Source organism: Candidatus Campylobacter infans (assembly GCF_013416015.1).
GTDB classification, from domain to species: domain Bacteria; phylum Campylobacterota; class Campylobacteria; order Campylobacterales; family Campylobacteraceae; genus Campylobacter; species Campylobacter infans.
Genome location: NZ_CP049075.1, coordinates 877828 through 904606, shown reverse-complemented (window position 1 = coordinate 904606; position 26779 = coordinate 877828). Strand labels below are relative to the sequence as shown.

Annotated in this window: 20 protein-coding genes, 1 tRNA gene and 3 rRNA genes; 12 read left to right on the top strand and 12 right to left on the bottom strand. The window is 36.3% G+C overall.

Features of this window, described 5'->3' with window-relative positions:
• From CINF_RS04630 to CINF_RS04615, 4 genes are all read right to left on the bottom strand, one after another.
• The gene (locus CINF_RS04630; protein ID WP_179974657.1) at positions 1 to 1146 is read right to left on the bottom strand and encodes an ABC transporter permease; all 1146 of its coding nucleotides are present in this window, start codon (positions 1144 to 1146) and stop codon (positions 1 to 3) included.
• Positions 1133 to 2377 (bottom strand): ABC transporter permease, encoded by a 1245-nt coding sequence (locus CINF_RS04625; RefSeq protein WP_179974656.1) that lies wholly within the window; start codon positions 2375 to 2377, stop codon positions 1133 to 1135. Before CINF_RS04625 ends, CINF_RS04630 begins: the two co-directional genes overlap by 14 nt.
• Positions 2377 to 3747: a Fe-S-containing protein gene (locus CINF_RS04620; protein WP_179974655.1), complete on the bottom strand. Its 1371-nt coding sequence runs from the start codon at positions 3745 to 3747 to the stop codon at positions 2377 to 2379. Before CINF_RS04620 ends, CINF_RS04625 begins: the two co-directional genes overlap by 1 nt.
• A 427-nt stretch (positions 3748 to 4174) precedes the next feature.
• A complete protein-coding gene (locus CINF_RS04615; protein WP_179974654.1) occupies positions 4175 to 4672 on the bottom strand; it encodes a type II secretion system protein in 498 nt (165 codons plus the stop codon).
• Positions 4673 to 5074: 402 nt separating this feature from the next.
• Here CINF_RS04615 and CINF_RS04610 point away from each other — a divergent pair, with 402 nt between their 5' ends.
• Complete coding sequence (locus CINF_RS04610; protein WP_179974653.1) at positions 5075 to 5275, top strand: hypothetical protein; 201 nt, start codon at positions 5075 to 5077, stop codon at positions 5273 to 5275.
• 459 nt (positions 5276 to 5734) lie between these two features.
• Here the strand turns inward: CINF_RS04610 and argH are convergent, their stop codons facing one another.
• Genes argH through pckA form a run of 3 tightly spaced genes read right to left on the bottom strand, consistent with a single transcriptional unit; the run spans position 5735 to position 10018 of the window.
• Positions 5735 to 7123 carry an argininosuccinate lyase gene (gene argH / locus CINF_RS04605; protein ID WP_179974652.1) on the bottom strand — a complete coding sequence of 463 codons (1389 nt, stop codon included), beginning with the start codon at positions 7121 to 7123 and terminating at the stop codon, positions 5735 to 5737.
• A 5-nt stretch (positions 7124 to 7128) separates the two neighbouring features.
• A complete protein-coding gene (locus tag CINF_RS04600; protein WP_179974651.1) occupies positions 7129 to 8469 on the bottom strand; it encodes a CAP domain-containing protein in 1341 nt (446 codons plus the stop codon).
• Positions 8444 to 10018: a phosphoenolpyruvate carboxykinase (ATP) gene (gene pckA / locus CINF_RS04595; RefSeq protein ID WP_179974650.1), complete on the bottom strand. Its 1575-nt coding sequence runs from the start codon at positions 10016 to 10018 to the stop codon at positions 8444 to 8446. The genes CINF_RS04600 and pckA overlap by 26 nt, the downstream gene beginning before the upstream one ends.
• Positions 10019 to 10253: 235 nt before the next feature.
• Here pckA and CINF_RS04590 point away from each other — a divergent pair, with 235 nt between their 5' ends.
• The 3 genes from CINF_RS04590 (at position 10254) to CINF_RS04580 (ending at position 13550) form a co-directional block, all read left to right on the top strand.
• On the top strand, positions 10254 to 11780 hold the full coding sequence (locus CINF_RS04590) for an EAL domain-containing protein (protein ID WP_179974649.1): 1527 nt from the start codon (positions 10254 to 10256) through the stop codon (positions 11778 to 11780).
• 98 nt (positions 11781 to 11878) lie between these two features.
• A complete protein-coding gene (gene murC, locus CINF_RS04585; RefSeq protein ID WP_179974648.1) occupies positions 11879 to 13198 on the top strand; it encodes a UDP-N-acetylmuramate--L-alanine ligase in 1320 nt (439 codons plus the stop codon).
• A 7-nt stretch (positions 13199 to 13205) separates the two neighbouring features.
• On the top strand, positions 13206 to 13550 hold the full coding sequence (locus tag CINF_RS04580; protein ID WP_178696194.1) for a hypothetical protein: 345 nt from the start codon (positions 13206 to 13208) through the stop codon (positions 13548 to 13550).
• Positions 13551 to 13601: 51 nt separating this feature from the next.
• Here the strand turns inward: CINF_RS04580 and CINF_RS04575 are convergent, their stop codons facing one another.
• From CINF_RS04575 to CINF_RS04565, 3 genes are all read right to left on the bottom strand, one after another.
• Entirely contained in the window at positions 13602 to 14099 is a 498-nt protein-coding gene (locus CINF_RS04575; RefSeq protein ID WP_178696192.1) for a hypothetical protein, read from the bottom strand.
• On the bottom strand, positions 14096 to 14677 hold the full coding sequence (locus tag CINF_RS04570; RefSeq protein WP_179974647.1) for a hypothetical protein: 582 nt from the start codon (positions 14675 to 14677) through the stop codon (positions 14096 to 14098). The genes CINF_RS04575 and CINF_RS04570 overlap by 4 nt, the downstream gene beginning before the upstream one ends.
• Positions 14678 to 14782: 105 nt before the next feature.
• Positions 14783 to 15478: a DUF2971 domain-containing protein gene (locus CINF_RS04565; RefSeq protein ID WP_179974646.1), complete on the bottom strand. Its 696-nt coding sequence runs from the start codon at positions 15476 to 15478 to the stop codon at positions 14783 to 14785.
• Between the two features lie 131 nt (positions 15479 to 15609).
• Between CINF_RS04565 and CINF_RS04560 the strand changes: the two genes are divergently transcribed.
• Positions 15610 to 15864: a helix-turn-helix transcriptional regulator gene (locus CINF_RS04560; RefSeq protein ID WP_178696186.1), complete on the top strand. Its 255-nt coding sequence runs from the start codon at positions 15610 to 15612 to the stop codon at positions 15862 to 15864.
• 330 nt (positions 15865 to 16194) lie between these two features.
• On the opposite strand, the gene CINF_RS04555 is transcribed toward CINF_RS04560, so the two are convergent.
• A complete protein-coding gene (locus CINF_RS04555; RefSeq protein WP_179974645.1) occupies positions 16195 to 16404 on the bottom strand; it encodes a 2-hydroxymuconate tautomerase family protein in 210 nt (69 codons plus the stop codon).
• A 229-nt stretch (positions 16405 to 16633) separates the two neighbouring features.
• Here CINF_RS04555 and CINF_RS04550 point away from each other — a divergent pair, with 229 nt between their 5' ends.
• Entirely contained in the window at positions 16634 to 17869 is a 1236-nt protein-coding gene (locus CINF_RS04550) for an argininosuccinate synthase (RefSeq protein WP_178696182.1), read from the top strand.
• 101 nt (positions 17870 to 17970) lie between these two features.
• On the opposite strand, the gene CINF_RS04545 is transcribed toward CINF_RS04550, so the two are convergent.
• Positions 17971 to 19773: a menaquinone biosynthesis decarboxylase gene (locus CINF_RS04545; protein WP_179974644.1), complete on the bottom strand. Its 1803-nt coding sequence runs from the start codon at positions 19771 to 19773 to the stop codon at positions 17971 to 17973.
• Positions 19774 to 20232: 459 nt separating this feature from the next.
• Between CINF_RS04545 and CINF_RS04540 the strand changes: the two genes are divergently transcribed.
• The 6 genes from CINF_RS04540 to CINF_RS04515 all read left to right on the top strand — a co-directional run bounded on the left by CINF_RS04540 (position 20233) and on the right by CINF_RS04515 (position 26495).
• Positions 20233 to 21743, top strand: a 16S ribosomal RNA gene (locus CINF_RS04540).
• Positions 21744 to 21823: 80 nt separating this feature from the next.
• Positions 21824 to 21899, top strand: a tRNA-Ala gene (locus tag CINF_RS04535).
• 339 nt (positions 21900 to 22238) lie between these two features.
• A 23S ribosomal RNA gene (locus CINF_RS04530) occupies positions 22239 to 25291 on the top strand.
• Between the two features lie 156 nt (positions 25292 to 25447).
• A 5S ribosomal RNA gene (rrf, locus tag CINF_RS04525) occupies positions 25448 to 25564 on the top strand.
• The 16S, 23S and 5S rRNA genes sit together here with 1 tRNA gene alongside, the layout of an rRNA operon.
• Positions 25565 to 25936: 372 nt before the next feature.
• The gene (locus CINF_RS04520) at positions 25937 to 26116 is read left to right on the top strand and encodes a hypothetical protein (protein WP_179974643.1); all 180 of its coding nucleotides are present in this window, start codon (positions 25937 to 25939) and stop codon (positions 26114 to 26116) included.
• A gap of 148 nt (positions 26117 to 26264) precedes the next feature.
• The gene (locus tag CINF_RS04515; RefSeq protein WP_179974642.1) at positions 26265 to 26495 is read left to right on the top strand and encodes a ComEA family DNA-binding protein; all 231 of its coding nucleotides are present in this window, start codon (positions 26265 to 26267) and stop codon (positions 26493 to 26495) included.
• Positions 26496 to 26779: the final 284 nt, after the last annotated feature.

Below are 26779 nucleotides of genomic sequence, written 5' to 3'. Positions count from 1 at the left end.
TTACTCCCTTAATAATTGTGCTAGGTCGGGCTTTAGCGCGCGCTTAATAGGATAAAAGCTCGCAAACCCCGCAAAAATCATACTCAAACACACAGAGATTATAAGTGAAATCACCCTAAAATCTACGCCACTTGAAAATATCAAATACCCAAGCAAAATGGCTAAAAAATAGCCCAAAATCGCACCGCAAACCGCTCCCAAAAAGCACACGATTAAAATTTGTGTGCTAATTAAACTAAATAAATCTTTTTTGCTCGCTCCAAGCACACGCACAAGGGCGAATTCTTTAACTCTTGCGAGCATAACTTGCGAAAGGCTGGTGTTTATACAAATAGAACTTATTAAAAATATACTTAAACTAATTAAAGCCATTAAAAGATTGATTTTTTCTAAAATTTGGCCTTGCGTTTTGCTGACTTTACTAACTGGCCAAAAGCTAATATTTTCATCGCTAAATTTTGCGCTAAGCGCGCTCAAGGCGCCAAAATCGCCATTTATTATAGCTGCGGCATAATTTATTTGATTTTCTTTATTAAAAATTTCTTGTGCTAGGCCAAGTGAGATTATTAATAAATTATCCTCTTTTTCTCCATCATAAACTATACCCTTAATCCTAACTTTATGAATATTGCTTGAATCAGGGCTAATTTCTATAATATCGCCTAGTTTTGCGCCTATTAATTTAGCCAAATCCACGCCTATTAGCGCGTTATTTTCGTCAAAATCTGTATCGATAAAAGCACCTTCTTTTAAATCCAAATACGGCATTAGTTTGCGTAAATTTTTAAAATCTGCGCCCATTATCACAGCCTTGCTAACGCCGATATTTGCGGTGCCAAAAAGATATTCGCTTTTGTGCTTTAAGGCGGGGATTTGGTCTAGTTTGGCTTGAAGGTCGTGCTGATTTATAAAGGGATTTTCAAAATTTTTTGGGCTAATTATTAGATTTGCGCCGTAGTTATTAAGCTCGCTGCTTACCTTTTTATCGATATCAGCGTAGATGTTTATAAAAGCCGAACAAACAGCCGCGCTAAGTAAGATTGAAATAAATATCACAAACGAGCTTAAATTTAACAAGCCTTTAAAAATTATTTTTCTAAAAAATGCCTTGTTTTGGTGCTTGTTTAAAATTTTATTTTCTGCCATATAGCACCTCTGCTGGTAGTAGTTTAATGACGCTTTTTAGCGGCAAGGCTGAGCCAAAAATACAAATAATTAAGCCAAAAATCACACTAAGTGGCAAAACCATAAATGAAATTCCAATAAAAGCGCCAAAAATTTTATAAGCTATAAGAAAGCTTAAAATATATCCGCCAAGCGCGCCAAGCAGTGAAGCAAAAATGCAAACTATAAATATTTCACTCACAAAAAGCAAATAAATCGAGCTAGCACTAGCGCCAAGAGCCTTTAAAAGCCCGATTTGTTTTTTGCGTTTATTGATTTGCGCGCTTAATAAGCTTGTGATACAAATGCTTGATATTATCAAGGCAAGCACGCTTATTACGGCCATTAAATTTTGAATTTTTTTGCTTATTTGGCTTTGGGTTTGGCTTACGCTTAGCACGGCTTTTGCGCTTGCGCCCGGGTATTCTTGCTCGATTTGGTGCGCTATTGAGCCTACATAAGCTGAGCAATACCAAAGATCGTATTCTAGGCTATCTAAGTTGTCGATATTGCGCCTAGCTTTGATTGATAGGTCATTTTCAGGGATTGTCATTGCTAAAACTTCAACCTTATCAATTAAACCTGATTTGTTGCTTAAAGCTTGGATTAAAGCTAGCGGAGCGATGATTTTATTTGCTTCATTTTCGCTTTCTTTTAAAATTCCAACGATTTTTACTTGATATTCTCCAAGCTTAATTTCATCGCCGATTTTTAGCCCAAGATTAGCACCTGCTAAGGCTTCATTTAAGCTATCATCTTTTGGATAGCGTCCATCAACCACCCAAAACTGATATAAATTTTCAACCCCAACCCTAAAATCTGGCTCATCGCTGATATTGATATTTTTATTAAAATAAGTCCCAACTAATGAAAATCCATCGCTTTTAAAGCTTAAAAATGGCGCATAAGCTGTGATGTTATTGCGCCAAAATATTTCTTTGATTTTATATAAATATTTTTCTTCTAAAAAAACATCATTTTTAAGCGGGGAGTATTCGCGGCCGTTTATTTCGATGCTTAGGTTATTTGCGCGAGGCAAAACTACGATATTTGAGCCATAGCTTCTTAGCTGCTTTGCTATTTCGTTGCCGATTTTTAGCGTGATATTTAGCATACAAGCTATTAGCATAACAGATAAAAAAATAGTTAAAAAGGCTAAAAATCTATTATCTTTATTTTGCTTTAAAGATGCCAAAATTATCCGTAAAAACATTATTTTAAATCCTTTAATGTTCCGTTTATTTCTACAAATTTGCTAGCATTTGCTTCAAAATTTGCTTGATTTTGCGCGTTTTTAAAATAATAAACGCGCCCATAATATAAATAATTAAATTTTGAATTATTCGATATTAATTCGCGGCTAACTGGATCAAGCACCATTTTTTCTACAACTTCGCTAAAAAAATTCGCTCCCTTTTCAAGCTCATCTAAGTTTATGCGGATATTTTGCCCATCAAAACTATAATCAAGCGGGATTGGATTACATCCGCCTGGCTTACCAACGCTTGGCAAAAATATCCGCACATTACAACTAATACAAATCAAATCATCGCCTTTTTTAATATAGCCCATATCACCGCAAATCGCGCAGGCATCATAAACAGCCACGGGAGCTAGTTTATCTTTAAAGCGGTTAAGCAGTAAAAATCTTATCTTGCGCCCGCTATCTGTGATGTAAGCGTAGCGGTGAAGATCATTGTCCATTAAAGACTTGGCGTCAAAAATAAATGCGCCATTTTGTGGCTCTACTATGATTGGCTCGCTGATTTTTGGCGGTTTTGACGCTATTAGTAAATAAAATAAAACAATCGCGCTAATTATGCCTGCTAAAATCACGCTAAATGCGCATTCTCTAAGCATTTTATAGCGCGTGGCTTTGCTTTGTCTGTAAGCGATGATGTCGCTATAATTTTTTAATGCTGGCATAGCTTTTAGGGATATTAAAGCACAAAGCACGCATAAAAGCACAAGAGCTAGCCCTAAAAACTCACTCATATAAATTAATTTTGCGCTAAATGAAAGTAGGGTTGTGTAGGTTTGGATTATGCCTTCTTGCATTAAACTTAGCAAAAATGCGCCCAAACTCTGGGCTATTAGCAAGATTAAAGTAAGCGCGTAAATGATGATTTTAACGGGTTTTGCTAGGTTTTTTAGCAAAGAGCGCATTAGTAAAAATACAAGCCCACTAAGCACAAAACCAAAACACACCATAAAAAGATTGCTAAGGCTAAAACTATCGAGCAAATCGCCTGAGAAAATCGCAAAATCCATAGAAATAACGCGGTAAATAAAAGCATAACTAAGCGATAATAAAAAACTTAGCCAAAGTGTGAAATATTCGCGTTTAAATATATTAGTTAAAGGCAAAAGCAAAAGTAAAATGATATTAAAAATTTCAAAAAACATCTTGGCATTATCGATATTTGCGATGCTAAAAAAGGCATTAAAGCAAATAAATCCGCATAAAATTCCAAGCATTATGCTAAGTGCTATGGCTAATTTATTTGCCCCAAATCTAGCAAAAGATAGCACAAAAAACAGCGGTAAAATCGCTAAACTCGTGTGATAAAAAAATATGCTCATAGTTTTCTCGGCATTAAAATTTAGGTTTTAAAAGTTATGAAAAGCATTTTCAAAACTAGCCTGAAATTATAAGATTAAAAGATTAAATAAAATTTTAATATAAAGTTATTTTTATACTAATACTAGCTGGATTTTAGCTTTAAACTCCGCACGGGTTTTGCTTTTTGCGGTTTAAATTCCGCACGGGTTTTTTAAAATTTGAATTATTTTTTGCGGTTTAAATTTCGCGCAGATTTTGAAAAAAATTTTTGAAATTTTTAAAAATTAAAAGATTTTTGAAAATTAGAATTTAAAGAATAAAAATAAAAACCCCGCTAAATTTCTAGAAATTTAGCGAGGTGAAATTTAAAATTTTTAATTTCAGGTGTTTGAAATTTTTAACTTCAACTTTTAATTAAACCTGAAAATTAAAATTTAAATAATTAAATTAGAATTGTATGCCACCTGAGCCACCGATTTGGATTTTGCAGTCGTTTGCGTTTGCGCTAAGTGCAGTTTTTGTGCCAGATTGACCGCACATAGATATAATACCTGGTAATTTTCTTAGTTGTACGCATACCGGATCAGCTTTACCATCAGCTCCAAAATCTACAACTAGATTAACTTTGCTTGATGTAGAACCAATAGCAGGTAATTCTATTTGTGCGCATTTTGTTTTGCCTTTCACCAATAAATTAACAGTTTTGTCTAAGGCGTTAGTTAGCTTATCAAAAGTTACATTAGCTTTGCTAGTGCTATCTTTAAAATTACCCTTAGCAGTATAATACGCAGTAATATCATTCACCGCCGTGGTTAAGTTTGTCGCTGCCTTTGCCACCTCTGCATCATCTCTGGTAGCTGCTAGTCTTGGAATCGCCACTGACGCCAAAACACCTAAAATTACGATAACGAAAATTAGCTCAATCATAGTAAAGCCTTTTTTCATAAGAACTCCTTTTGTTGATTTTCTAAACAAACGGCAGCCACAATGATTGAGATTTTTGGAGTAAGCCACCGTCTGCTTAGTGCCTGCTTCAAGCAAGCACAAGAATTATAGGGGGGGTTAAACTAAGCTTAAATTACATAAAGTTTTTTAAAAAAAAATTCAATTTTTTAAAAATTTTTAATAAATTTCTTTAAAATTTAGTAAATTTTTTTATAAATTTTTAATGTTTTTTGCTTTATAAAATCTCTAAATTTTATAAAATCTTTAAAATTTTTGTGATGTTGCATTTTTAAATTCTCTAAATTTTTTAAAATTTGGCGCAGGTTGGGTTGGTTTTGGGTGTGCGCAAGGCGATTAGGGCAGGGCGATTTGGCGCGTGGTGGTTGTGCGGTTGAGAGCTAGATGGGTGCGGGCGTGTGGCTAAGAGTGTGGCGGGCGTGGCTGAGAGTTTGGCGCGGGTTAAAATTTGGGCGCGTGTTTGTGTGTTCGCGCGTGGCTGAGAGCGTGGCGGGCGGTTTGTTTTTAAATAATGCTTGGCGGGCGGGTTTGATAATGGCGTGGCAAGTTTGGTTTTTTGCGCGTGGGTTAAAAGTTAAATTTTAAATTAGTTTTGGATTGTGGCTAGGAATTTGGCGCGGGTAAAATTAAATTTTAAAATTTAGGCTGTTTGGCGGATAAAAATTTGCGTGGCGTGGGTTTAAAATTTGGTGGATTTATGAATGAAATTTTAAAATTTGCTTTATGGGCGAGAATTTAGCGGGCGTGATTTTGCGTTTAGCTAAATAAACGCGCTTTAAGGATTTTTGCAAGATTAAATTTAAAATATTGTCTGTAATCAAGCCATGAAAACATTTGATAACTAATCCACAAAAACATTCAAATAATCAATCCAAAAAAAATATTAAATAATCAATCCAAAAAAAATATTAAATAATCAAGCCACAAAAACATTCAACAATAAATTTTTAAGCATTTAATAATCAAACCGCAAAAACATTCAAAAATCAAGTCACGAAAATATTAAACAAGCAAGATATTTGGCGATTAAACCTGCACTTAAAGTTAAAATTTGGCGCTATTTAAGAAATTTTCTACAAGCTCTAACTGGATTTTTACGCTTTGATTTGCTGTGCCGCCAGCACTTTTGCGCGCTTCTTTGCTAGAAAGCAGGCTAAGGGCTTTTAGGGCGTTTTCATCAAAGCGCGCATCTATGCTTTTTAGCTCGTTTAAATCTAGCTCGCTTAAATCCTTGCCTAGCTTTTCAGCCAAAGCCACGCAACGCCCGGTGATATTATGCGCGCTTCTAAATGCTTCGTTAAAATTACTAACTAAATAATCTGCTAGATCAGTAGCGCTTAAATGCCCGCTTTTACACGCTTTTAGCATATTTGCTTTATTTATTTGCGTGCTTTTTAGCATTTGATTTAGTATGATTAGCGAATCGCAAGCGGTTTTAATGCTGTCAAAAACGCCCTCTTTATCTTCTTGCATATCTTTATTATAAGCTAGTGGCAATGCTTTCATCGTGGTTAAAAGAGCCATTAAATTGCCATAAACGCGCCCTGTTTTACCGCGGATTAGCTCGCATACATCTGGGTTTTTCTTTTGTGGCATTATAGATGAGCCTGTACTAAAAGCATCGCTAATGCTAATATAGCTAAACTCTTGGCTGCTCCAAAGTATCATTTCTTCGCAAAGCCTTGAAGTATGCGTGAAAATTAGCGAGATATTAAAGAGCAATTCTAGGGCAAAATCTCTATCGCTCACGCTATCCATAGCATTTTGCGTGATACCATCAAAACCTAGCTTGGCACTTATTATTTCACGCTTTGTAGGATATGGCGTGCCAGCAAGCGCGCAAGAGCCAAGCGGGCTAAGGTTATTTCTAGCAAAACTGCTCTCTAACCTGCTAAAATCGCGCATAAACATAAAAGCATAAGCCAAAAGATAAAAAGCAAAACTAATGGGCTGAGCGTGCTGTAAATGCGTAAATCCGGGCATTAGTGTATCTAAATGCTCGCTTGCTATATTTTTTAGCGTGCTGATTAAATCCTTTAAAAGCGTGGCAATTTTTTTATTTTGTTTTTGGCAATACAATCTAAAATCAAGTGCTACTTGATCGTTTCTTGACCTTGCTGTGTGGAGCTTGCCACCAAGCGCGCCAATGATTTGGCTAAGGCGTTTTTCTATTGCCATGTGTATGTCTTCATCGGCGATATTAAAGCTAAACTCTCCGCACTCTATTTCATTTAAAATTTGCTCTAAACCAGCGATGATTTTAGCACTTTCATCTTGGCTTAAAATCCCGCATTCACCAAGCATACTAGCGTGCGCAATAGAGCCTGCGATATCTTCTTTATAAAGATTTTTATCAAAATTTATAGAAGCATTAAAGCTTTCAAGCAATTCATTTGAGGCCTGGCTAAATCTCCCGTCCCACATTTTTTTCATAATTTTTACCTTTTTATAATTTGTTTAAAGATTAAAAATAACGCCACGCTTAAAATAAGCCAAAGCCCCACAAATACGGCGTAATTTGTATTTTGCTTTTTTTCGTTTATGACTAATTTTATTTTTGCGCCCATGTTTGTGCTAAGATTTATTATATCGCCGTTTTTTGCGCTAGCGTTGATGCGTAATGTATTTGGCGCGCTTTGGGCTATGCTTAGCTCGATGTTATTTTGCTTGATATAAGTGTATTCATTTAAGGCGTCATGGCAGTTTTTGGGCTTGAAATAAATTTCGTAATTTTTATTAGGCTCGATGTGGATTATATCACCATCGCTAACACTAAAATATTCGTATTTTGGGGTTTTGGTGATAAAATCCCAAGTTAAAATTTTATTAGTGTTTTGCGTTTGGTATGCTATTTGGGCGGTGTATTTTGTGCCAAACTCAAAAGGCATTAAACTAAAAAGCGCAAATTGTCTTTGATTTAGTTTTTTGTTTGGGTCGTTTTTGGCATCAAAAAACAGGGTGTTTTCTAGCTTTTTGCCATCTTTTAAAATTTCAAAATTTACTAATTTAACATCGCCAAGATTTTCGTTAAACTCAATGCTTACTGGCGGGCTTGTGATATCGCATTGTGGCAAGGGATCAGGATCTTCATCGCCAAAAACTGCCAAGCTTGCAAATTTTGGATTTGGGAATATTATATAATCTGGTTTTTTTGGTTTTGTGGCATTGTCAAAAGCATCTTTTGTAACTTTTTTATTTTCTTGCTTACAAAGATTAAGCAAATATAAAGTGTTTGAAAAATCGCTAGCATTTTGGCAAAGCGCGCTAATTTGTTTATTTGACATTTCATACGCATAAATGCCGTTATTTGTAAAATACCCAAGCTCATCAAGATTAAAATTTAAAAAATTAAATCTATGGTAAATCGCGCTTAAAAGAGCGTCTATTGAATCTTTTAGGCTTAGTTGTTTGCTTGAAAGATTTTCTGTTACATAAGAGTTATTATGCCCCGCGTTCATTGCACGAATTGATGGGCTTTGGCCTGTAAAAAGCTCGTTGGTTGGTAGTTCATCGTGTGCGATTATGCCGTGTTTATTTAAATATAAGGCGTGGTTTTTTGCTGCTTGTTCTAGGGTTTTTGAAAAGCTAAAATTTGCTAGCTTGCTAGTTGATCTTGCTTCATTTAAATAAGCTATATCGTCATCATCATAGCTATCAAAAATCATAGGTTCATTTGAGCTTACGCTAGCTTTTGGTAGCAAAAAAAAGCTTTGATATGCCCAAAAAATCGCCACTATAACAGCAGCTAGCACACTAGCACTTAGGGCCGGCTTTAGCAAATTCTCTACCTTCGCTTACATCTTCATAGCGTTTAAAATTTTCTATAAACATCATCGCTAGTTTGCATCTAGCATCTTTGTATGCTTGTTTATCGCTCCAGGTATTTATGGGGTTTAAAAGTGTTGTTTCTACGCCATCTAAGGCTTTTGGTATAGCCAAACCAAAAATTTCAAAATTTTCAAATTCGCATTTTTGGATACTACCATCTAAAATAGCGTTTATGCACGCTCTTGTGGCTTTTATGCTCATTCGCTTGCCAACTCCATAAGCTCCGCCGCTCCAACCTGTATTTACTAAATACACATTTACTTCGTGTTTAAGGATTTTTTCGCCTAAGAGCCTAGCGTAAATCGTAGGGTGAAGTGGCATAAATGGCTCACCAAAACAAGCTGAAAAAGTGGCCACAGGCTTTGTTATACCGCGCTCGGTGCCAGCTACTTTGGCTGTGTAGCCACTTAGAAAATAATACATCGCTTGTTCTTTATTTAGCTTTGAAACTGGCGGCAGCACGCCAAAAGCATCGGCTGTTAGAAAAACTATATTTTTTGGATGGCCAGCTTTTAGGGATTTTTCGTGGTTTGGTATGTGATTTATAGGATAGCTTACGCGGGTGTTTTCTGTCTTGCTAGCATCGGTGTAATCAACGCTACCATCAGCTTTTATCACTACATTTTCAAGCAAGGCATTTGGTTTAATGGCAGCATAAATTTCAGGCTCGCTCTCAGGGTCTAGGTTTATGCATTTTGCATAGCAACCACCCTCAAAATTAAACACTCCATCATCATCCCAGCCATGCTCATCATCGCCTATTAAGGCGCGATTTGGGTCTGTTGAAAGCGTGGTTTTGCCAGTGCCACTAAGCCCAAAAAATAAGGCGGTATCGCCATCTTTGCCTACATTTGCCGAGCAATGCATAGATAATTTATTTTCAAGTGGCAGCCAGTAATTCATCATAGAAAAAATGCCTTTTTTCATCTCGCCGCCATACCAAGTCCCACCTATTACGCCGATATTTTCTTCTACATTAAATATAACAAAAACCTCAGAATTTAGTCCATCTTGCTCCCATTCATCATTGGCGCATTTACAAGCATTATAGATAGTAAAATTTGGTTTAAAATTTGCTAGTTCGCTTTCACTTGGGCTTATAAACATATTTTTTACAAAATGCGCTTGCCACGCTACTTCTGTAACAAAACGCACAGCCCGCCGCGAGCTTTGTGAGCTACCACAATAGGCATCTTGGATATAAATATTTTTATTGCTTAGCTGATTTTTTGCTTTTTTTAAGAGTTTGTCGAATAATTCTTTTGAGATAGGGCGATTGATTTTGCCCCAAGCGATGTAGTTTTGCGATGGGTCTTGCTTTACAAAATATTTATCTTTTGGGCTTCTGCCCGTGAAAATCCCTGTATCAACGACAAAGGTGCCGTTTGCTGTGATTTGACCTTCTTTATTAGCCACTTCGTGTTTAAAAATTTCTTCATAGCTAAGGTTATGAAACACCTGTTTAATGCCGTCTAAGCCTAAGTCCGCGATATTTGCCATATGATAGCCTTTGTGGAGAAAAATTTTGCGTGGAAGTTTAGTAAAATTTTGATGATTTTTAGCTTAAAGATAATTTAAAATTTTTTTAAAAAATATCAATTTAATTTTACATTTAAAATAAAAAAATAATTTTCAATTTTTTATTTTTTGGCGAAAAAAATTTTAAAAATTTTTTTCATTTTTATAAATTTTTTGCTACAATCACATTCAATTTTATTTGATTTTAGGATAAATAATGAGTGATGATATTTTGCTTGATAAGCGTAAAACTTTTTGGCGCTTGGTGCTTATATTTATTGGTATTACATACATAGGCTTATCTTTTTATTTATTTTTAAGGTATAATATTACTGCTCCATTTAGCATTGATGATGAAAAAATTACAAATTCTATTTTAATTGCTTTTTGTGCTTTTGCTGTTTGTTTGGCTTTCATTTTTATTTTTGTTTATAGCTTGTATTTGAAAATTAGACTACAAATTATAAAAGAACGCCAAGAAGCAAAAGAAGAAAAAATAAAAATAGCAAATGATGCCCTCGAAGAGCAATCATATAGAGATGAAATCAGCTCTTTGCCGAGATTTTTTGTCATAGGTCAGCAATACGAGCAAATGCAGCACGCAAATGCCATCGTAGTAGAAATAGACGAGTTTGATAAAATTTCTACATATTATAGTTATAAAATGCTCTTAAAGGTAATAACCCAAGTAGTAAGAAAATTAAAAGAATTTGGCAAAAAAAGCGATTTTTTGCTTTATAGGATCAATGATGCGCGCTTTGGGCTTATTAAAAAAGATCCTAATATGCAAGAAGATGAACTGCATTCTTATGTAAAAATGATAAATAAAGATTTAAAAGGTTTTGAAATTTCAACGCCAGAAGAAATTATAGATATTAGTTGTACGATTGGTTATTGCGTTTTTGGCGATCAATCTGTTAAAAAAGCGATTTTAGCGTTACAACTAGCTAAAAGTCATTTTTTAGATTATGCAAGTTATAGCATAGAAACGGATTTTACTAAGTTTGTAAATAATGAGCGCCAAAACTACACAATGATAGATAAGGCGATCGTAACAAATACGATTGTGCCGTATTTTCAGCCCATTTACGACAGAGAGGGCAATATCACAAAATACGAAACGCTAATGCGCATTATAGGTGAAAAAGACGAATTGATTTTGCCTGAGTTTTTTTTAAATTATTCAAAGCGCATAAAGCGATATAAAGAAATATCTAAAAGGCTAATATCCAAGGCTATTGATATAGCACAAGAGCAAAGCCAAAATGCCGTAATATCAATAAATATGGCATTTTCGGATATGACAGATAACGATATAAGCACCTTTGTGCTTAAAAAAATCGATAAAAGCGGCATTGGCCCGCGTTTGGTGGTTGAAATTTTAGAAACCGAAGAAATACACCAAGATGAAATGCTCGTTAAAGAATATATCGAAGCATTAAAAAAGCGTAAAGTTCGCATCGCAGTAGATGATTTTGGCAGTGGATATAGCAATTTTGGTTTATTTTTAAAAATCGTGCCAGATTTTCTTAAAATCGATGGCTCGTTAATAAAAGATATACATTCTGATGAATTAAGCAAAAATGCCGTTTTGGCCATAGTGGCATTTGCTAAAAAATTAGGCATTACGACAACGGCTGAGTTTGTTTGCTCGCGCCCTGTGTATGAATGCTGCTTAGAGCTTGGTATAGACGAGTTTCAAGGCTTTTATTTGGGCAAGCCTTCAGCTAGTCTTAAAGATTAAAATTTTATTTTTAAGAGCAAATTTTAATATAAACTTACAAAAACTTAAAATTTTAAGGCATTTTTGCTAAAATGCGCGGATTTTTATAAAGGCAAAATGTGAAAAAGGTTCATTTTATCGGCATTGGCGGTATTGGCATTTCTGCTATTGCAAGGTTTTTAAAAGAAAAAAAATACATTATTTCAGGCTCAGATATAAAACAAAGCGCGCTTACAAAAGAACTAGCAAATAGCGGTATGAAAATCACAATACCGCACGATGCAAGCGCAATTAGCGCAAATAAACCTGATTTTGTGGTGTATTCAGCCGCTATAAAAGAAAACAATCCTGAGCTAATTCAAGCCAAAAAAGATGGCATAAAATGCCTTTCGCGAAAAGAAGCTTTACCTTTTATTTTAGAGGGAAAGCGCGTTTTTGCCGTGGCTGGTGCGCATGGCAAAAGCACGACAAGCGCGATGCTTGCTAGCTTGCTTGATGGTAGCGTGATAATTGGCGCAATCTCTAAACAATTTGGCTCAAATATGAAATATTGCGAGAGCAAAAATGTGATTTTTGAAGCCGATGAGAGCGATTCTAGCTTTTTAAACTCTAATCCTTATTTGGCCGTGGTAACAAACGCTGAGCCTGAGCATATGGAGCATTATGATTATGATTTAGATAAATTCCACGCAGCTTACCGTGGGTTTTTAGAGCGTGCAAAATTGCGCGTGATAAATGATGGTGATGAGTTTTTAAGCTCGCTCAAAATCGATAGTATAAGGGTTAAAAAGCGTGATATTAGCGATATTAAGATGGTTTTAAGGGATTATGAACCTTATACTAGTTTTAATCTTAAAAATTTAGGGCGTTTTGAAGCTTATGGTATGGGCTGGCATATTGCCTTAGATGCCTCTCTTGCGGTCTTAGCGGCAAATTGTGAAATAGGCTTAGAGCTTGTGCGCGAAAGGCTAAAAGAATATAAAGGCATTAGGCGCAGGTTTGATATTTTAGTAGCTAGGCAAGATTACGCTTTGATCGATGATTACGGCCATCATCCAACAGAAATTGCCACCACGCTAAAATCAGCCGCCCAATATGCCAAACTTCTTGGTGTAAGCAAAATCACAGCGATTTTTCAGCCACATCGTTATACGAGATTAAAGGCGAATTTAGCGGGATTTAAAGAGTGTTTTAGGGGCGTTGATGAGCTGATAGTTTTGCCTGTTTATAGCGCTGGTGAAGAGCCAAATGGGCTGGATTTAGTGGCTGAATTTAGTGCGATTGATGGCGCAAGTAGTGTGATTTTTGCCAATAAAATAGAAAGAAATGGCGATTTTATAGAATTTAGCGATAATTTTGGCGTGCGCCACGCTTTAAAAGATGGGCTTGTGATAGGTTTTGGTGCGGGCGATATTTCAGCGCAAATGCGCGGAATTTAGGGCAAATATGCGAATTATTTTATTTTTAGTTTTAGTAATTTTAATCTTGGCGCTTATATCAATTAGCAGTGAAATTTTAAATAAAAAAGCAAAATTTGTGATTTTGCTGTTAGTGGCTTTGATTTGTGCTAGCGTGTTTTATTACACACAAGGCGTTAAGAATACGCAAAATGCGAGCTTAGAGCTACTTAGGGCTTACGAGCAGGGCAGAAGTTTAAGATGTGGAGAATATGAGGTAAATGCTAGCAATTTTGGCTTTGAATACGGCACGCAAAGCTTTGTGGCCAAGCGCGGCGCCAAAAACTACGAAGGCGTGATTTTGGATATCAAAAAATGCGAGATAAAAGAGTGAAATTTTAGATGGTTTTTGAAATTTAGTAGTTAAATTTATGCTATCTTTTAATTATAAAATAGCATGCGTTATTATGGTGTTTAAAAATTTAAAATCTATATTGCTACCTGAGTTTAAGCCAAAAGTTTTTTGGTATGTATATACTACCTTAAATGTTTTTTCTAAAATTTGCTCTTGTTTAGCATAATCCATGTATTCATTATTAGATAATTTTTCATATACATATTTTATTGTTTGTATTAGTAAATTGCCATTATATTGCCAAATATAAAATGTTTGCCCGTATTTTTGCTTGCAAAAATTTAAATAAAGTTCTTTTATTTGATACTCAACAGGTATGCCATAAAAATCATAATTGATAATAGTATGTAAGCTAGTATCGCTCGCAAAATCTTTTATATGATATTCTAAGGACGCACCATAAAAATTTACCGGCCTAGGTGTAGCTTTATATACAAAAAAGCTAATTATAGTTGCTATAATTAAAGATGTGCCATAAGTCGGTATTAACAAAATTAAAGCAAAAGCCCAAGTAATAATGTATATCATGAAGTTGCTAACCTTTGGATTATAACACTTAAAATTACAAGAAAAGGAAATGAAAGCAGAAAAATACCTCCAGGTATTAAAACGGGAGATACAATAACTCCAAATATAAGAGCAAAAGTGTTTGTTTCGCCATAAGTAGCCAAAAGCGCATCGTCTCCATTTGATCGTTTTAAATTATATATAAATTCTTCAATTATATAAAATTTGGAGTATTTACCTAAATGATTTGCTATCAATAAACTGACGCAAATACCAAAAACAAAAAGTACAAGTTGTTCCCGGGCATTAGCATTAGCAGTAGATAAAGCAAAGAGAAATCCAAAAAATAGTGATGAAGTAAAAAAAATGCAAGCTTCACTACTTTTTCTATACCATAAAAAAATCCCACCATAGAAAAACCCCCACCAAGACCAATCCCTTACTTTTTTGAGTTCTTTTTGTTCGCCTGCATTAAATGCCAAAATGGCTGTTTTTGCATAATACTCTACAGCTTCTGGCTTTTTAAAATAAATCAAAAGCTTTGAGCGCAAAAGTTTTTCATCGCTTAATACGCTTTTTGTGTAGTCGTCAAGTTGCATTTTTTCTCCTTTGTTTGTTTTTATAGCATCGTATTTTTGACCTTATGATAGCCACAAAGTAGTATTAACTTTTTGATTTTCATTTTTGTCCTTTTAGCTATTGAATTAGCATTGTATTTTATGAAGTTTATTAGAATATTTATTTTCATACATATAAAATTCTACGCTATCATCGCCTAATAGATTTTTTAGTGTTAATGCTATTATTTTAAAGTTAGAATCGCTAGAAATTTGACTATTTGAGCTATGAAAGCCTCTGCCTAACACAATTCTTTTAATGATTATATCTATATATGTATTTGTTGATATTATTCTTGCTTCTTTTTCATATTCCCAAATTTTTAATTTTGTTGTCATTATTTCATTTAGAGTGTCTTCATTTTTTATATCTTCTTTTTTTCTTTCTGTTAATTCATCAACATAATTAACTTTTTGCACATGTTCGTAATCATTTTTTAGTTTAAAGTCAATCCGCACTCCCTTGTGAGCGTTAGCATAATGAGCCCACATTAAATGTTCGCATTGGTCACTTGCTGCATAAATATCGTTTTTGGCAATGCTAAAAGAGCATATATTTTTTGTTTTATCCATTTTTGCATTATAGAAGTTTATTAAATCTTCTTTTGATAATTCTTTGATATCATAAGTAAAAGCAGATTCTAAAGTATCGTTTAAGTTGTAAAATGATGTGGCATGCAATCTTTTGTGTTTTAAAATATCAAAAAGTCGTGCGTTTTGTTTGTTGTTTTTGATGGTTAAAGGCTCAGAATTTATATCAAGAGCTCTATATTTTGAAAACATTTCTTCTTTTGAAATCATTTTTATCCTTTTTTAAAAAAAATTTTTCTATAGAGATAATCTCAATAGAAAGTTGCGCTGGGATTTTAATACAAATAAACTTAAATAAAACTTTTCTATAGGGATATTTTAAGATGTTAGAACTTCCGCAAATTACCACGCAAGCTGAAAATGACGAGTTTTTTGATATGGTTGCCAAAAATGTAAAACGGCTAAGAAATGCTAAAAATATATCTCAGTTAGAAACTGCGCTAAGCATAGGGCAAGCAAGTGGTGGATTTTACGCAAATATGGAAAATAACGCACACGGCAAGCATTTTAATCTACTTCATCTTTTTAAACTTTCACGACTTTTTGAGTGCGAGATGAGCGAATTTTTTAAAAAATAGATTAAAATTTTTAAGTTATTTTTAGAAATTTTAATTTTTTAAAGGGTGCTGAGCAAATTTTACGCAGATATTTAATAAATTTGAAATCACAGAGCGCGCAGAGTGCGGATTTAAAATAAATTTTAAATCACGCAAAGCATTTAAAATTTATATTAAATTATTTTACGCGATTATTTTACGCGATTATTTTACGCGATTATTTTACGCGATTATTTTACGCGATTATTTTACGCGATTATTTTACGCGATTATTTTACGCGATTATGTGGTCTTGTTTAAAAAATATTTTAAAATTATTAAATTTTAAAATGCGAATTTAAGCGCGCAAATTTATTCGCCTTTTCGCACTTGCGTGATTGTTTTGCCACCAAGGCCGTAGTTGTCTGGGTCTATCTCATCGATGATTACTACAATGTTTGCTTTATTTTTGCCTAGCACATCTACTAATAAATTACTAACACCATCAATTAGCGCCTTTTTTTGCTCTATGCTTACGACCTTGCCTTCTTCTTTTGTTATTTTTATATTGACAAATGGCATTTTTTCTCCTTTGAGGGCATAAGTTTAGCGCAATTTTCTTTAAATAAAATTTATTAAAATTTTTTGATATTGTTAGAAAATATTTAATTTATTAAACACTTCGTTTAAGTATTTTATTAGAAATTTTGATTTATAATCGCCGAGTGTTTGTTTTTAGGTAGTTTGATGGATTTTCAATCCTTTAAACTTTCATTAAATGTCTTACTAAAAAACCCAAAAAGGATACAAAATGGCAGCAAAAAAACCTTCAACAGCTGTAAAAAAGGTAGTTTTAGCTTATAGTGGCGGACTTGATACTAGCATTATTTTAAAATGGCTTCAAGATGAATATAAATGCGAGGTAGTAACATTTACCGCCGATATCGGCCAAGGCGAAGAGGTCGAGCCTGCGCGCGAAAAAGCCCTTAAATTAGGCATTAAAAAGGAAAATATTTTTATTGATGATTTGCGCGAGGAATTTGTGCGAGATTTTGTTTTTCCTATGTTTAGGGCAAATGCGATTTATGAGGGCGAATACTTGCTAGGCACTAGCATTGCGCGTCCGCTAATTGCAAAACGCCTAATAGAAATCGCAAAAATAACAAAAGCCGATGCCATAAGCCACGGAGCAACTGGCAAAGGTAATGATCAAGTGCGTTTTGAATTAGGTGCTTATGCGCTAAACCCTGATATAAAAGTAATTGCGCCGTGGAGAGAATGGGATTTAGATAGTCGCGAAAAACTACTAGCCTATGCTAAAAAGCACGGCATAGAAATAGCCAAAAAAAAGGGTAAATCGCCGTATTCAATGGATGCGAATTTATTGCATATTTCTTATGAAGGTTTAGTGCTTGAAGACCCTGCGCACGCGCCTGAGAGCGATATGTGGCGCTGGTGCGTGGATCCTAAAAAAGCCCCAAATAAAGAAGAAATTATAGAAATTGAGTATAAAAACGGCGATCCTGTTGGCTTAAATGGTAAAAAATTAAAACCGCACGAGCTTTTAGCTAAATTAAATGAATTAGGCGCAAAACACGGCATTGGTCGCCTTGATATCGTAGAAAATCGCTATGTGGGTATGAAAAGCAGAGGTTGTTATGAAACGCCAGGCGGCACAATAATGCTAAAAGCGCACAGAGCCATCGAAAGCATCACGCTAGATAGAGAAGCCGCGCATTTAAAAGACGAGCTAATGCCGCGCTACGCGCATTTAATCTACAATGGCTATTGGTTTAGCCCTGAGCGCAAAATGCTTCAAGCTGCCATCGATGAAAGCCAAAAATATGTAAATGGCACCGTGCGCTTAGAGCTTTATAAGGGCAATGTGAGCGTTATAGGGCGCGAGAGCAAAAAAGATAGCTTGTTTAATGCTGCTTATTGTACCTTTGAAGAAGATAGCGTTTATGACCAAAAAGACGCAAATGGCTTTATCAAGCTAAATGCCCTTAGATTCATCATTTCAGGCAAAGCTGGTAGAAAAATTTAGCTGTATTTTTAAAAACTTATAAACCTAACTAAGTTAGGTTTATAAGTTTAAAATTTTTAAGAGTTGAGCTTTTAAAATTTTAAAATTTCACTTTAAAGTAGCTAGCCAAAAATTTCATATTTTTCAAAAAATTTTAAATCATTTTCTAGCAGGCCTTTTTTGATTAGCTCATTTATCACAGAATGCGTGCAATTAGTTTCATCTGGCCATTTTCTAGGGTAGTTTTCAAGTTCGCTTTTGCTGGTTGCGTCTATGCAAATTTGCTCGCCGTCTATAAAAATATCGCGCAGGGCATCGATATTATTTGTGATACGCCAAACATTCATATAATCATTATCTAGCCTGGCTCGTTCATCTAAAAATATTAAAATTTTAAAATGCGCTTTAAAGCTAAGCAAGGCTTTAAAAACATCGCGCACAAGGGCATTTTTGGCAAATTTTATATAAGTTATGGGATTTTTTGTATCGCAAAATATTTGCTTGATGGCCAAAATCCCGCTATTTACGCTTTGAAATTTGGCTAAAAGCTCGCTATCATTTAAAATTTCTGGTGCCTTTGGCGCATAATTTACGCTAGCATCAATGCCTAATTTACCGCCATAGCAAGCATTTGGGCTAGCGTGATCTAATTGATCGCACACTCCGCTACTTAGCATTAAAGCGCGCGGGCTTAGGCGATCTAGCACAAAGCGCGCAAGAGCAGGGTAATCATCTAGCTTTGGCGCATTTTTTGGCACAAAAAGCGCGTGTTTAACAAAGCTCATTTGTCCAACGCCCCAAAATGCGTGCATTAGCTGGCTTGCATGTCCTGGGTAGAGATTATTAAATTTAGCCAAAATTAAGTTATGAAAAACGCCATTTTCTGGCATTTTATAATCAAGCAGATCTGGCGCTGTGGTGCGAAATAATGGCAAAAACACACGCTCAGTAGCCCCGCCAAAATATTTATCTTCAAGTGGCGGCTTACCAACTACCGTAGCATAAAAAACTGGATTTTTTTTATGTGTGATAGCACTAACTTTCATCACAGGAAAAGGCTCTTGTGGCGTGTAAAAGCCGGTATGATCGCCAAAAGGTCCTTCAAGCATAAAATCAGTATCCACAAAACCTTCGATAATAAAATCAGCATCATAAGGCACAAAAATATCATTTGTTAGCGATTTTACAAGCCTTGCGTTTTGCTTGCGAATAAAACCATAAAGCATTAGCTCAAAAATATTTTTAGGTAGTGGGGCTTGCGCACACCAAATGTAGAGCGGATCACCGCCAATAGCCACAGATACGGGCATTTTACGGCCTGCTTTTTTGTATTCGTGAAAAAAATGCGCTCCGTCTTTGTGGATTTGCCAATGCATGCCTAATTCATCGTTTGAATGCATTTGTAAGCGATACATGCCTACATTTTGAAATTTGCCATCAAGCGATTTTGTATAAACTTGCCCCATCGTGATGAAAGGCCCAGCATCTTTTTCCCAAGTTTTTAAGATAGGAAGTGCGCTTAAATCGCATGTTGGCATCGTAATTTCTTGGCAAATTCCACGAGATTTTAGGCGTTTTGGGAGTAGGGATTTGAGATTTAAAATTTGTGAAAAAAGGTTGATTTTTTCTTTTATTGTTATTGGTTTTTTAGGCATTAAAAGTTTTGAAATTTCATCAGCAATACTATCTGGATTTTTACCAAAAATAAGCTCTAAGGCATCTTGCGAACCAAATAAGTTTGTTAAAACCGGATAATTAAAGGGCTTGGCATTTTTATCTACTGGTTTTGTAAAAAGCAGGGCTTTGGAATGGGGCTTTTTAACCTCTAAGTAGCTTAAATGCGCTATTTCAAGCTCGGTAGAGCAGGGGGTGTTGATCTCGCGTAAAAGTCCATTTTGGCGTAAAATTTCTATATAATTTTGCATCGTTTATTCTCTTGTTAAAATAAGGCGTGAATTATAGCTAAAATAGTTGATTTTAAAATTTACTGCTTTTATATTTGAAATTTTATTTAAAGTCTTTCTATATATTATATAGAAATTTTATGTATATCAATAATACTAGCCGTAAAATATTCTTATTAAAGGCGCATATTTGGTATTTTTATGAGTTTTTACAAAAATTTTATAAAAGTTTTCAATTTTTTTTATATCTTTAAGCATTATTTAAGCCTAGCGCTTGTATAATTTCGCTCTTGCTTAACGGAGCAAGGTGCTTGAAACACTGATTATATCGTGCTTTGAGCGTGTTTTTTTAATTTTAAATTGTTTTTTACAACAAAGTCAATCTTTGAAATCTAAACAAGTGATCTAATTGAGCCAGTCATTTTATATGACTAAAATTATTTTACATTTCTAAATTAGTTTTTAGATTAAACTTTCATTTTTATGGAGAGTTTGATCCTGGCTCAGAGTGAACGCTGGCGGCGTGCCTAATACATGCAAGTCGAACGGACAAGTAAGAGCTTGCTCTTATGAGTTAGTGGCGCACGGGTGAGTAAGGTATAGTTAATCTGCCCTACACAAGAGGACAACAGTTAGAAATGACTGCTAATACTCTATACTCCGCTTTAACACAAGTTAGAGCGGGAAAGTTTTTCGGTGTAGGATGAGACTATATAGTATCAGCTAGTTGGTGAGGTAATGGCTCACCAAGGCTATGACGCTTAACTGGTCTGAGAGGATGATCAGTCACACTGGAACTGAGACACGGTCCAGACTCCTACGGGAGGCAGCAGTAGGGAATATTGCTCAATGGGCGAAAGCCTGAAGCAGCAACGCCGCGTGGAGGATGACACTTTTCGGAGCGTAAACTCCTTTTCTTTGGGAAGAATTTTGACGGTACCAAAGGAATAAGCACCGGCTAACTCCGTGCCAGCAGCCGCGGTAATACGGAGGGTGCAAGCGTTACTCGGAATCACTGGGCGTAAAGGACGCGTAGGCGGATTATCAAGTCTTTTGTGAAATCTAATGGCTTAACCATTAAACTGCTTGGGAAACTGATAATCTAGAGTGAGGGAGAGGTAGATGGAATTCTTGGTGTAGGGGTAAAATCCGTAGAGATCAAGAAGAATACCCATTGCGAAGGCGATCTGCTAGAACTCAACTGACGCTAATGCGTGAAAGCGTGGGGAGCAAACAGGATTAGATACCCTGGTAGTCCACGCCCTAAACGATGCATACTCGTTGTTGCTCTACTAGTTAGGGCAGTAATTCAGCTAACGCATTAAGTATGCCGCCTGGGGAGTACGGTCGCAAGATTAAAACTCAAAGGAATAGACGGGGACCCGCACAAGCGGTGGAGCATGTGGTTTAATTCGAAGATACGCGAAGAACCTTACCTGGGCTTGATATCCTAAGAACCTCTTAGAGATAAGAGGGTGCTAGCTTGCTAGAACTTAGAGACAGGTGCTGCACGGCTGTCGTCAGCTCGTGTCGTGAGATGTTCGGTTAAGTCCGGCAACGAGCGCAACCCACGTATTTAGTTGCTAGCAGTTCGGCTGAGCACTCTAAATATACTGCCTTCGTAAGGAGGAGGAAGGTGTGGACGACGTCAAGTCATCATGGCCCTTATGCCCAGGGCGACACACGTGCTACAATGGCATATACAATGAGACGCAATACCGCGAGGTGGAGCAAATCTATAAAATATGTCCCAGTTCGGATTGTTCTCTGCAACTCGAGAGCATGAAGCCGGAATCGCTAGTAATCGTAGATCAGCCATGCTACGGTGAATACGTTCCCGGGTCTTGTACTCACCGCCCGTCACACCATGGGAGTTGATTTCACTCGAAGCCCAAATACCAAACTGGTTATGGTCCACAGTGGAATCAGCGACTGGGGTGAAGTCGTAACAAGGTAACCGTAGGAGAACCTGCGGTTGGATCACCTCCTTTCTAGAGTACATTTGAATATTCTCTCACAAGATATTCATTAAGCTTGATTAGAGCTTGTTTAGGTTTGAGAGATTGACAATGGGGAATTAGCTCAGCTGGGAGAGCGCCTGCTTTGCACGCAGGAGGTCAGCGGTTCGATCCCGCTATTCTCCACCATAAAGTCTAATCAAAAAACTTACCCAAATTTTAAATCAAAGTTTTTTGATTAGACTTTCTAGTCTAAGCGTTATTTAAATTATCATTGTTAAAAGAAATCAAGTTTAATACAATTTTACAGGACTTGTTAAAGCTTTAAGCATTAAACTCTTGCAATTTAAGTTTAACTATCCAAACTTATTATTTTTATAATAAGCCAGTTAATGCTTTCCGTCTTGGGGTTTAAAGTTTAAATATTATAAAAGTTTAAAATTTCTAATTTATTTAAAATTTTAAATCATCTTTTATCTTTAACAAGGAAGTGATGCATTAGAATACACAATTTTGTAATTCAAATAAAGGTAAGCTACTAAGAGCAAATGGTGGATGCCTTGCCTAGTAGAGGCGATGAAGGACGTGCCAGGCTGCGATAAGTCTCGGGGAGCTGTCAAGGAGCTTTGATCCGGGAATTTCCGAATGGGGCAACCCAAATGATAGTAATATCATTTACCCAATGTGGAGCGAACTAGGGGAACTGAAACATCTAAGTACCCTAAGGAAAAGAAATCAATAGAGATTACGCTAGTAGCGGCGAGCGAACGCGTAAGAGGGCAAACCACTAGCTTGCTAGTGGGGTTGTAGGACTGCAATATAGACTAAACTTAGCTAATAGAATAGGCTGGAAAGCCTGAGCATAGAGGGTGATACTCCCGTATATGAAAGCTTCGTTTTACTTAGCAGGATCCTGAGTAGGACGGGACACGTGAAATCCTGTTTGAAGCTGGGTAGACCACTATCCAACCCTAAATACTACTACTAGAGCGATAGCGAACAAGTACCGTGAGGGAAAGGTGAAAAGAACGGCGGTGAGCCGAGTGAAATAGAACCTGAAACCATTTGCTTACAATCATTCAGAGCACTATGATTTATCAGTGTGATGGACTGCCTTTTGCATAATGAGCCTGCGAGTTGTGGTATCTGGCAAGGTTAAGCAAACCCGGAGCCGTAGCGAAAGCGAGTCTTAATAGGGCGTTAAGTCAGATGCTGCAGACCCGAAACGATGTGATCTATCCATGAGCAGGTTGAAACCGGTGTAAGAGCCGGTGGAGGACCGAACAGACGGCTGTTGAAAAAGCTCCTGATGACTTGTGGATAGGGGTGAAAGGCCAATCAAACATCGTGATAGCTGGTTCTCTCCGAAATATATTGAGGTATAGCGTTGTGTCGTAATACTAAGGGGTAGAGCACTGAATGGGCTAGGGCATACACCAATGTACCAAACCCTATCAAACTCCGAATACTTAGTATGTAATCACAGCAGTCAGGCGGCGAGTGATAAAATCCGTCGTCAAGAGGGGAACAACCCAGACTAACAGCTAAGGTCCCAAAATCTCATTTAAGTGGAAAACGATGTGAAGTTACTGAAACAACCAGGAGGTTGGCTTAGAAGCAGCCATCCTTTAAAGAAAGCGTAATAGCTCACTGGTCTAGTGATTTTGCGCGGAAAATATAACGGGGCTAAAATGAGTACCGAAGCTTTAGGCTTGCATACAACTTAGATTATATAAATTAACTTTTATTTATGGTTAAATTTTAAAATTTATAAAGTTAAAATTTGAAATTTTAATAATAGTATTTTTAAAAATATTTTAAAAATATTCTTATTTTAAAATTTTGCTAAATAATCTAAGTTGTGTGCAAGCGGTAGGAGAGCGTTCTATTTAGCGTTGAAGATGTACCGGTAAGGAGCGTTGGAGCAAATAGAAGTGAGCATGCAGGCATGAGTAGCGATAAAAGGGGGTGAGAATCCCCTTCGCCGTAAACCCAAGGTTTCCTACGCGATGCTCGTCATCGTAGGGTTAGTCGGGTCCTAAGCAAAGTCCGAAAGGGGGTATGCGATGGAAAATCGGTTAATATTCCGATACCAATTATTGTGTGCGATGGAAGGACGCTTAAAGTTAGTGGAGCTAGCGGATGGAAGTGCTAGTCTAAGGAAGTAGGTTAAGTGGTAGGCAAATCCGCCATTTTTTATCCGAGATCTTAAAGGCTTATGACGCTCTTCGGAGTAGATTAAGAATCCATAATACTATCGAGCCAAGAAAAGTTTCTAAGTTTAGCAATAATTGCCCGTACCGTAAACCGACACAGGTGGGTGGGATGAGTATTCTAAGGCGCGTGGAAGAACTCTCTTTAAGGAACTCTGCAAAATAGCACCGTATCTTCGGTATAAGGTGTGCCTAACTTTGTTAGTGGATTTACTCCACAAAGCATTGAAGGTTACAACAAAGAGTCCCTCCCGACTGTTTACCATAAACACAGCACTCTGCTAACTCGTAAGAGGATGTATAGGGTGTGACGCCTGCCCGGTGCTCGAAGGTTAATTGATGATGTCAGCTCTGCGAAGCATTTGATCGAAGCCCGAGTAAACGGCGGCCGTAACTATAACGGTCCTAAGGTAGCGAAATTCCCTTGTCGGTTAAATACCGACCTGCATGAATGGCGTAACGAGATGGGAGCTGTCTCAAAGAGGGATCCAGTGAAATTGTAGTGGAGGTGAAAATTCCTCCTACCCGCGGCAAGACGGAGAGACCCCGTGGACCTTTACTATAGCTTGACACTGCTACTTGGATAAGAATGTGCAGGATAGGTGGGAGGCTTTGAGGCTAGGACGCCAGTTCTAGTGGAGCCATTGTTGAGATACCACTCTTTCTTATTTGGGTAGCTAACTAGCTTGCGTTATCCGCAAGTAGGACAATGTCTGGTGGGTAGTTTGACTGGGGCGGTCGCCTCCCAAAATGTAACGGAGGCTTACAAAGGTTGGCTCATTGCGGTTGGAAATCGCAAGTTGTGTATAAAGGCATAAGCCAGCTTAACTGCGAGGCATACAGGCCAAGCAGGGACGAAAGTCGGTCTTAGTGATCCGGTGGTTCTGTGTGGAAGGGCCATCGCTCAAAGGATAAAAGGTACCCCGGGGATAACAGGCTGATCTCCCCCAAGAGCTCACATCGACGGGGAGGTTTGGCACCTCGATGTCGGCTCATCGCATCCTGGGGCTGGAGCAGGTCCCAAGGGTATGGCTGTTCGCCATTTAAAGCGGTACGCGAGCTGGGTTCAGAACGTCGTGAGACAGTTCGGTCCCTATCTGCCGTGGGCGTAAGAAGATTGAGGAGAGTTGACTCTAGTACGAGAGGACCGAGTTGAACGAACCACTGGTGTATCTGTTGTTCTGCCAAGAGCATCGCAGAGTAGCTAAGTTCGGATGTGATAAGAGCTGAAAGCATCTAAGCTCGAAGCCAACTCCAAGATGAATCTTCTTTTAAGAGCTCGGAAAGACTATCCGTTTGATAGGCTGGGTGTGTAAGTGGTGAAAGCCATTTAGCTGACCAGTACTAATAGCTCGTTTGCTTATCTTTATAAGCATCACTTCCTTGTTAAGGATAAAATCCTTAGAAGTGTTAATTGATTAAGCTTGTATCTTTTACAATGTAAAGCTTTATAGCATTGTTAAATAAAAAATCATTGCATTTTATCTTACATTAAAGTTGCAAGAGGATTTTTTATTTAACAATGCTCGTGGCTATACAGACGAGGAAACGCCTTGCTCCATCTCGAACCAAGAAGCTAAGCTCGTCATGGCTGATGATACTATCTCTTACTGGGACCGGGAAAGTAGGTCGCTGCGGGCTTTGTTAAAATTTATTCAAAGTTTATTTTTAAATTATCTTTTATTTTTATTATGGTTTTTTTATTTATATTCTAAAATTTTATTTGCTTTACTTGCTTTTTTATTTAGATTAAAATTTTTATCTTTTTTAATTTATATTGATTTATATTTAAGTTTTTAAATTAAAATTTGTTTGTAATTGATATTAAAATTTTTAAAAATAAAAAATTATCAAAATTTTTAACATCGTAAAACTACACTCAAATTTTAAAATCTCAAAACTACATTCAAATTTCTAAATTATCTATTTTAAATATGTAAATTTTATAAAACTTAACTTCGCATTATAACTATAAAACAACGCAATAAATCACAATAAATAAAAGGAGTTAAAATGCCAAATAAAAAAGAACACAAAGCACAAGAAAAAGCGGATTTAGAAATTTTAAACCAAATCCAAAGCGATAGTCGCACTTTAAGCAAAGATGAATATGAGCAGTTAAAAAACAAAGCTTATTTAAAGCTTGAAAATCAAATATTTTTTAGCACAGATGATGCAATAATGATAAATTGATGTGCTTTTAGGTTATTGGTTAAACTGCTATAAATGCAAATTAGTGGCTAAACAATACAAAAATGCTGTATTATTAAGCCATAATTTATACACAAATGGCTAAAATACGCGCCTTTAACTCTAAAAATTTGCTTTTAAAGGAGAAAATATGAAAAAGATTTTAGTGTTATTATTAGCTTTGGCTGGGCTTATGTTTGGCGCTGTAAATATCAACACGGCTAGCAAAGAAGAGCTAATGAGCCTAAAAGGCATAGGCTCAGCAAAAGCCGATGCTATCATTGCTGCTAGGCCTTTTAATGAGATTGATGATATTAAAAAGGTTAAGGGCATTGGCGCTGTCATATTTGAGGGGATTAAGGGCGAAATCATCGTGAAATAAGCTTAATTAAAGTGCGTAAATGGCGCACTTTAATTTAGTGCGCATTTTTATTGATTGCGTGCTTTACATTTAACGCATTTTAAATTTACGCATTTTAATTTATGGCACACTTTAATTAAACGCGCTTGTATGTTTGGCACGTATTTTACATTTAATTACACACTTTATATTTAATCGCGCAAATCTGGCACGCTTAAAGTTCTTTAAAAATTCTAAATTTTAAACATTAAAATTTTCAAATTCTTTATTAAAATCTTTTAAAATTTTAAAAATTAAAATTTTCA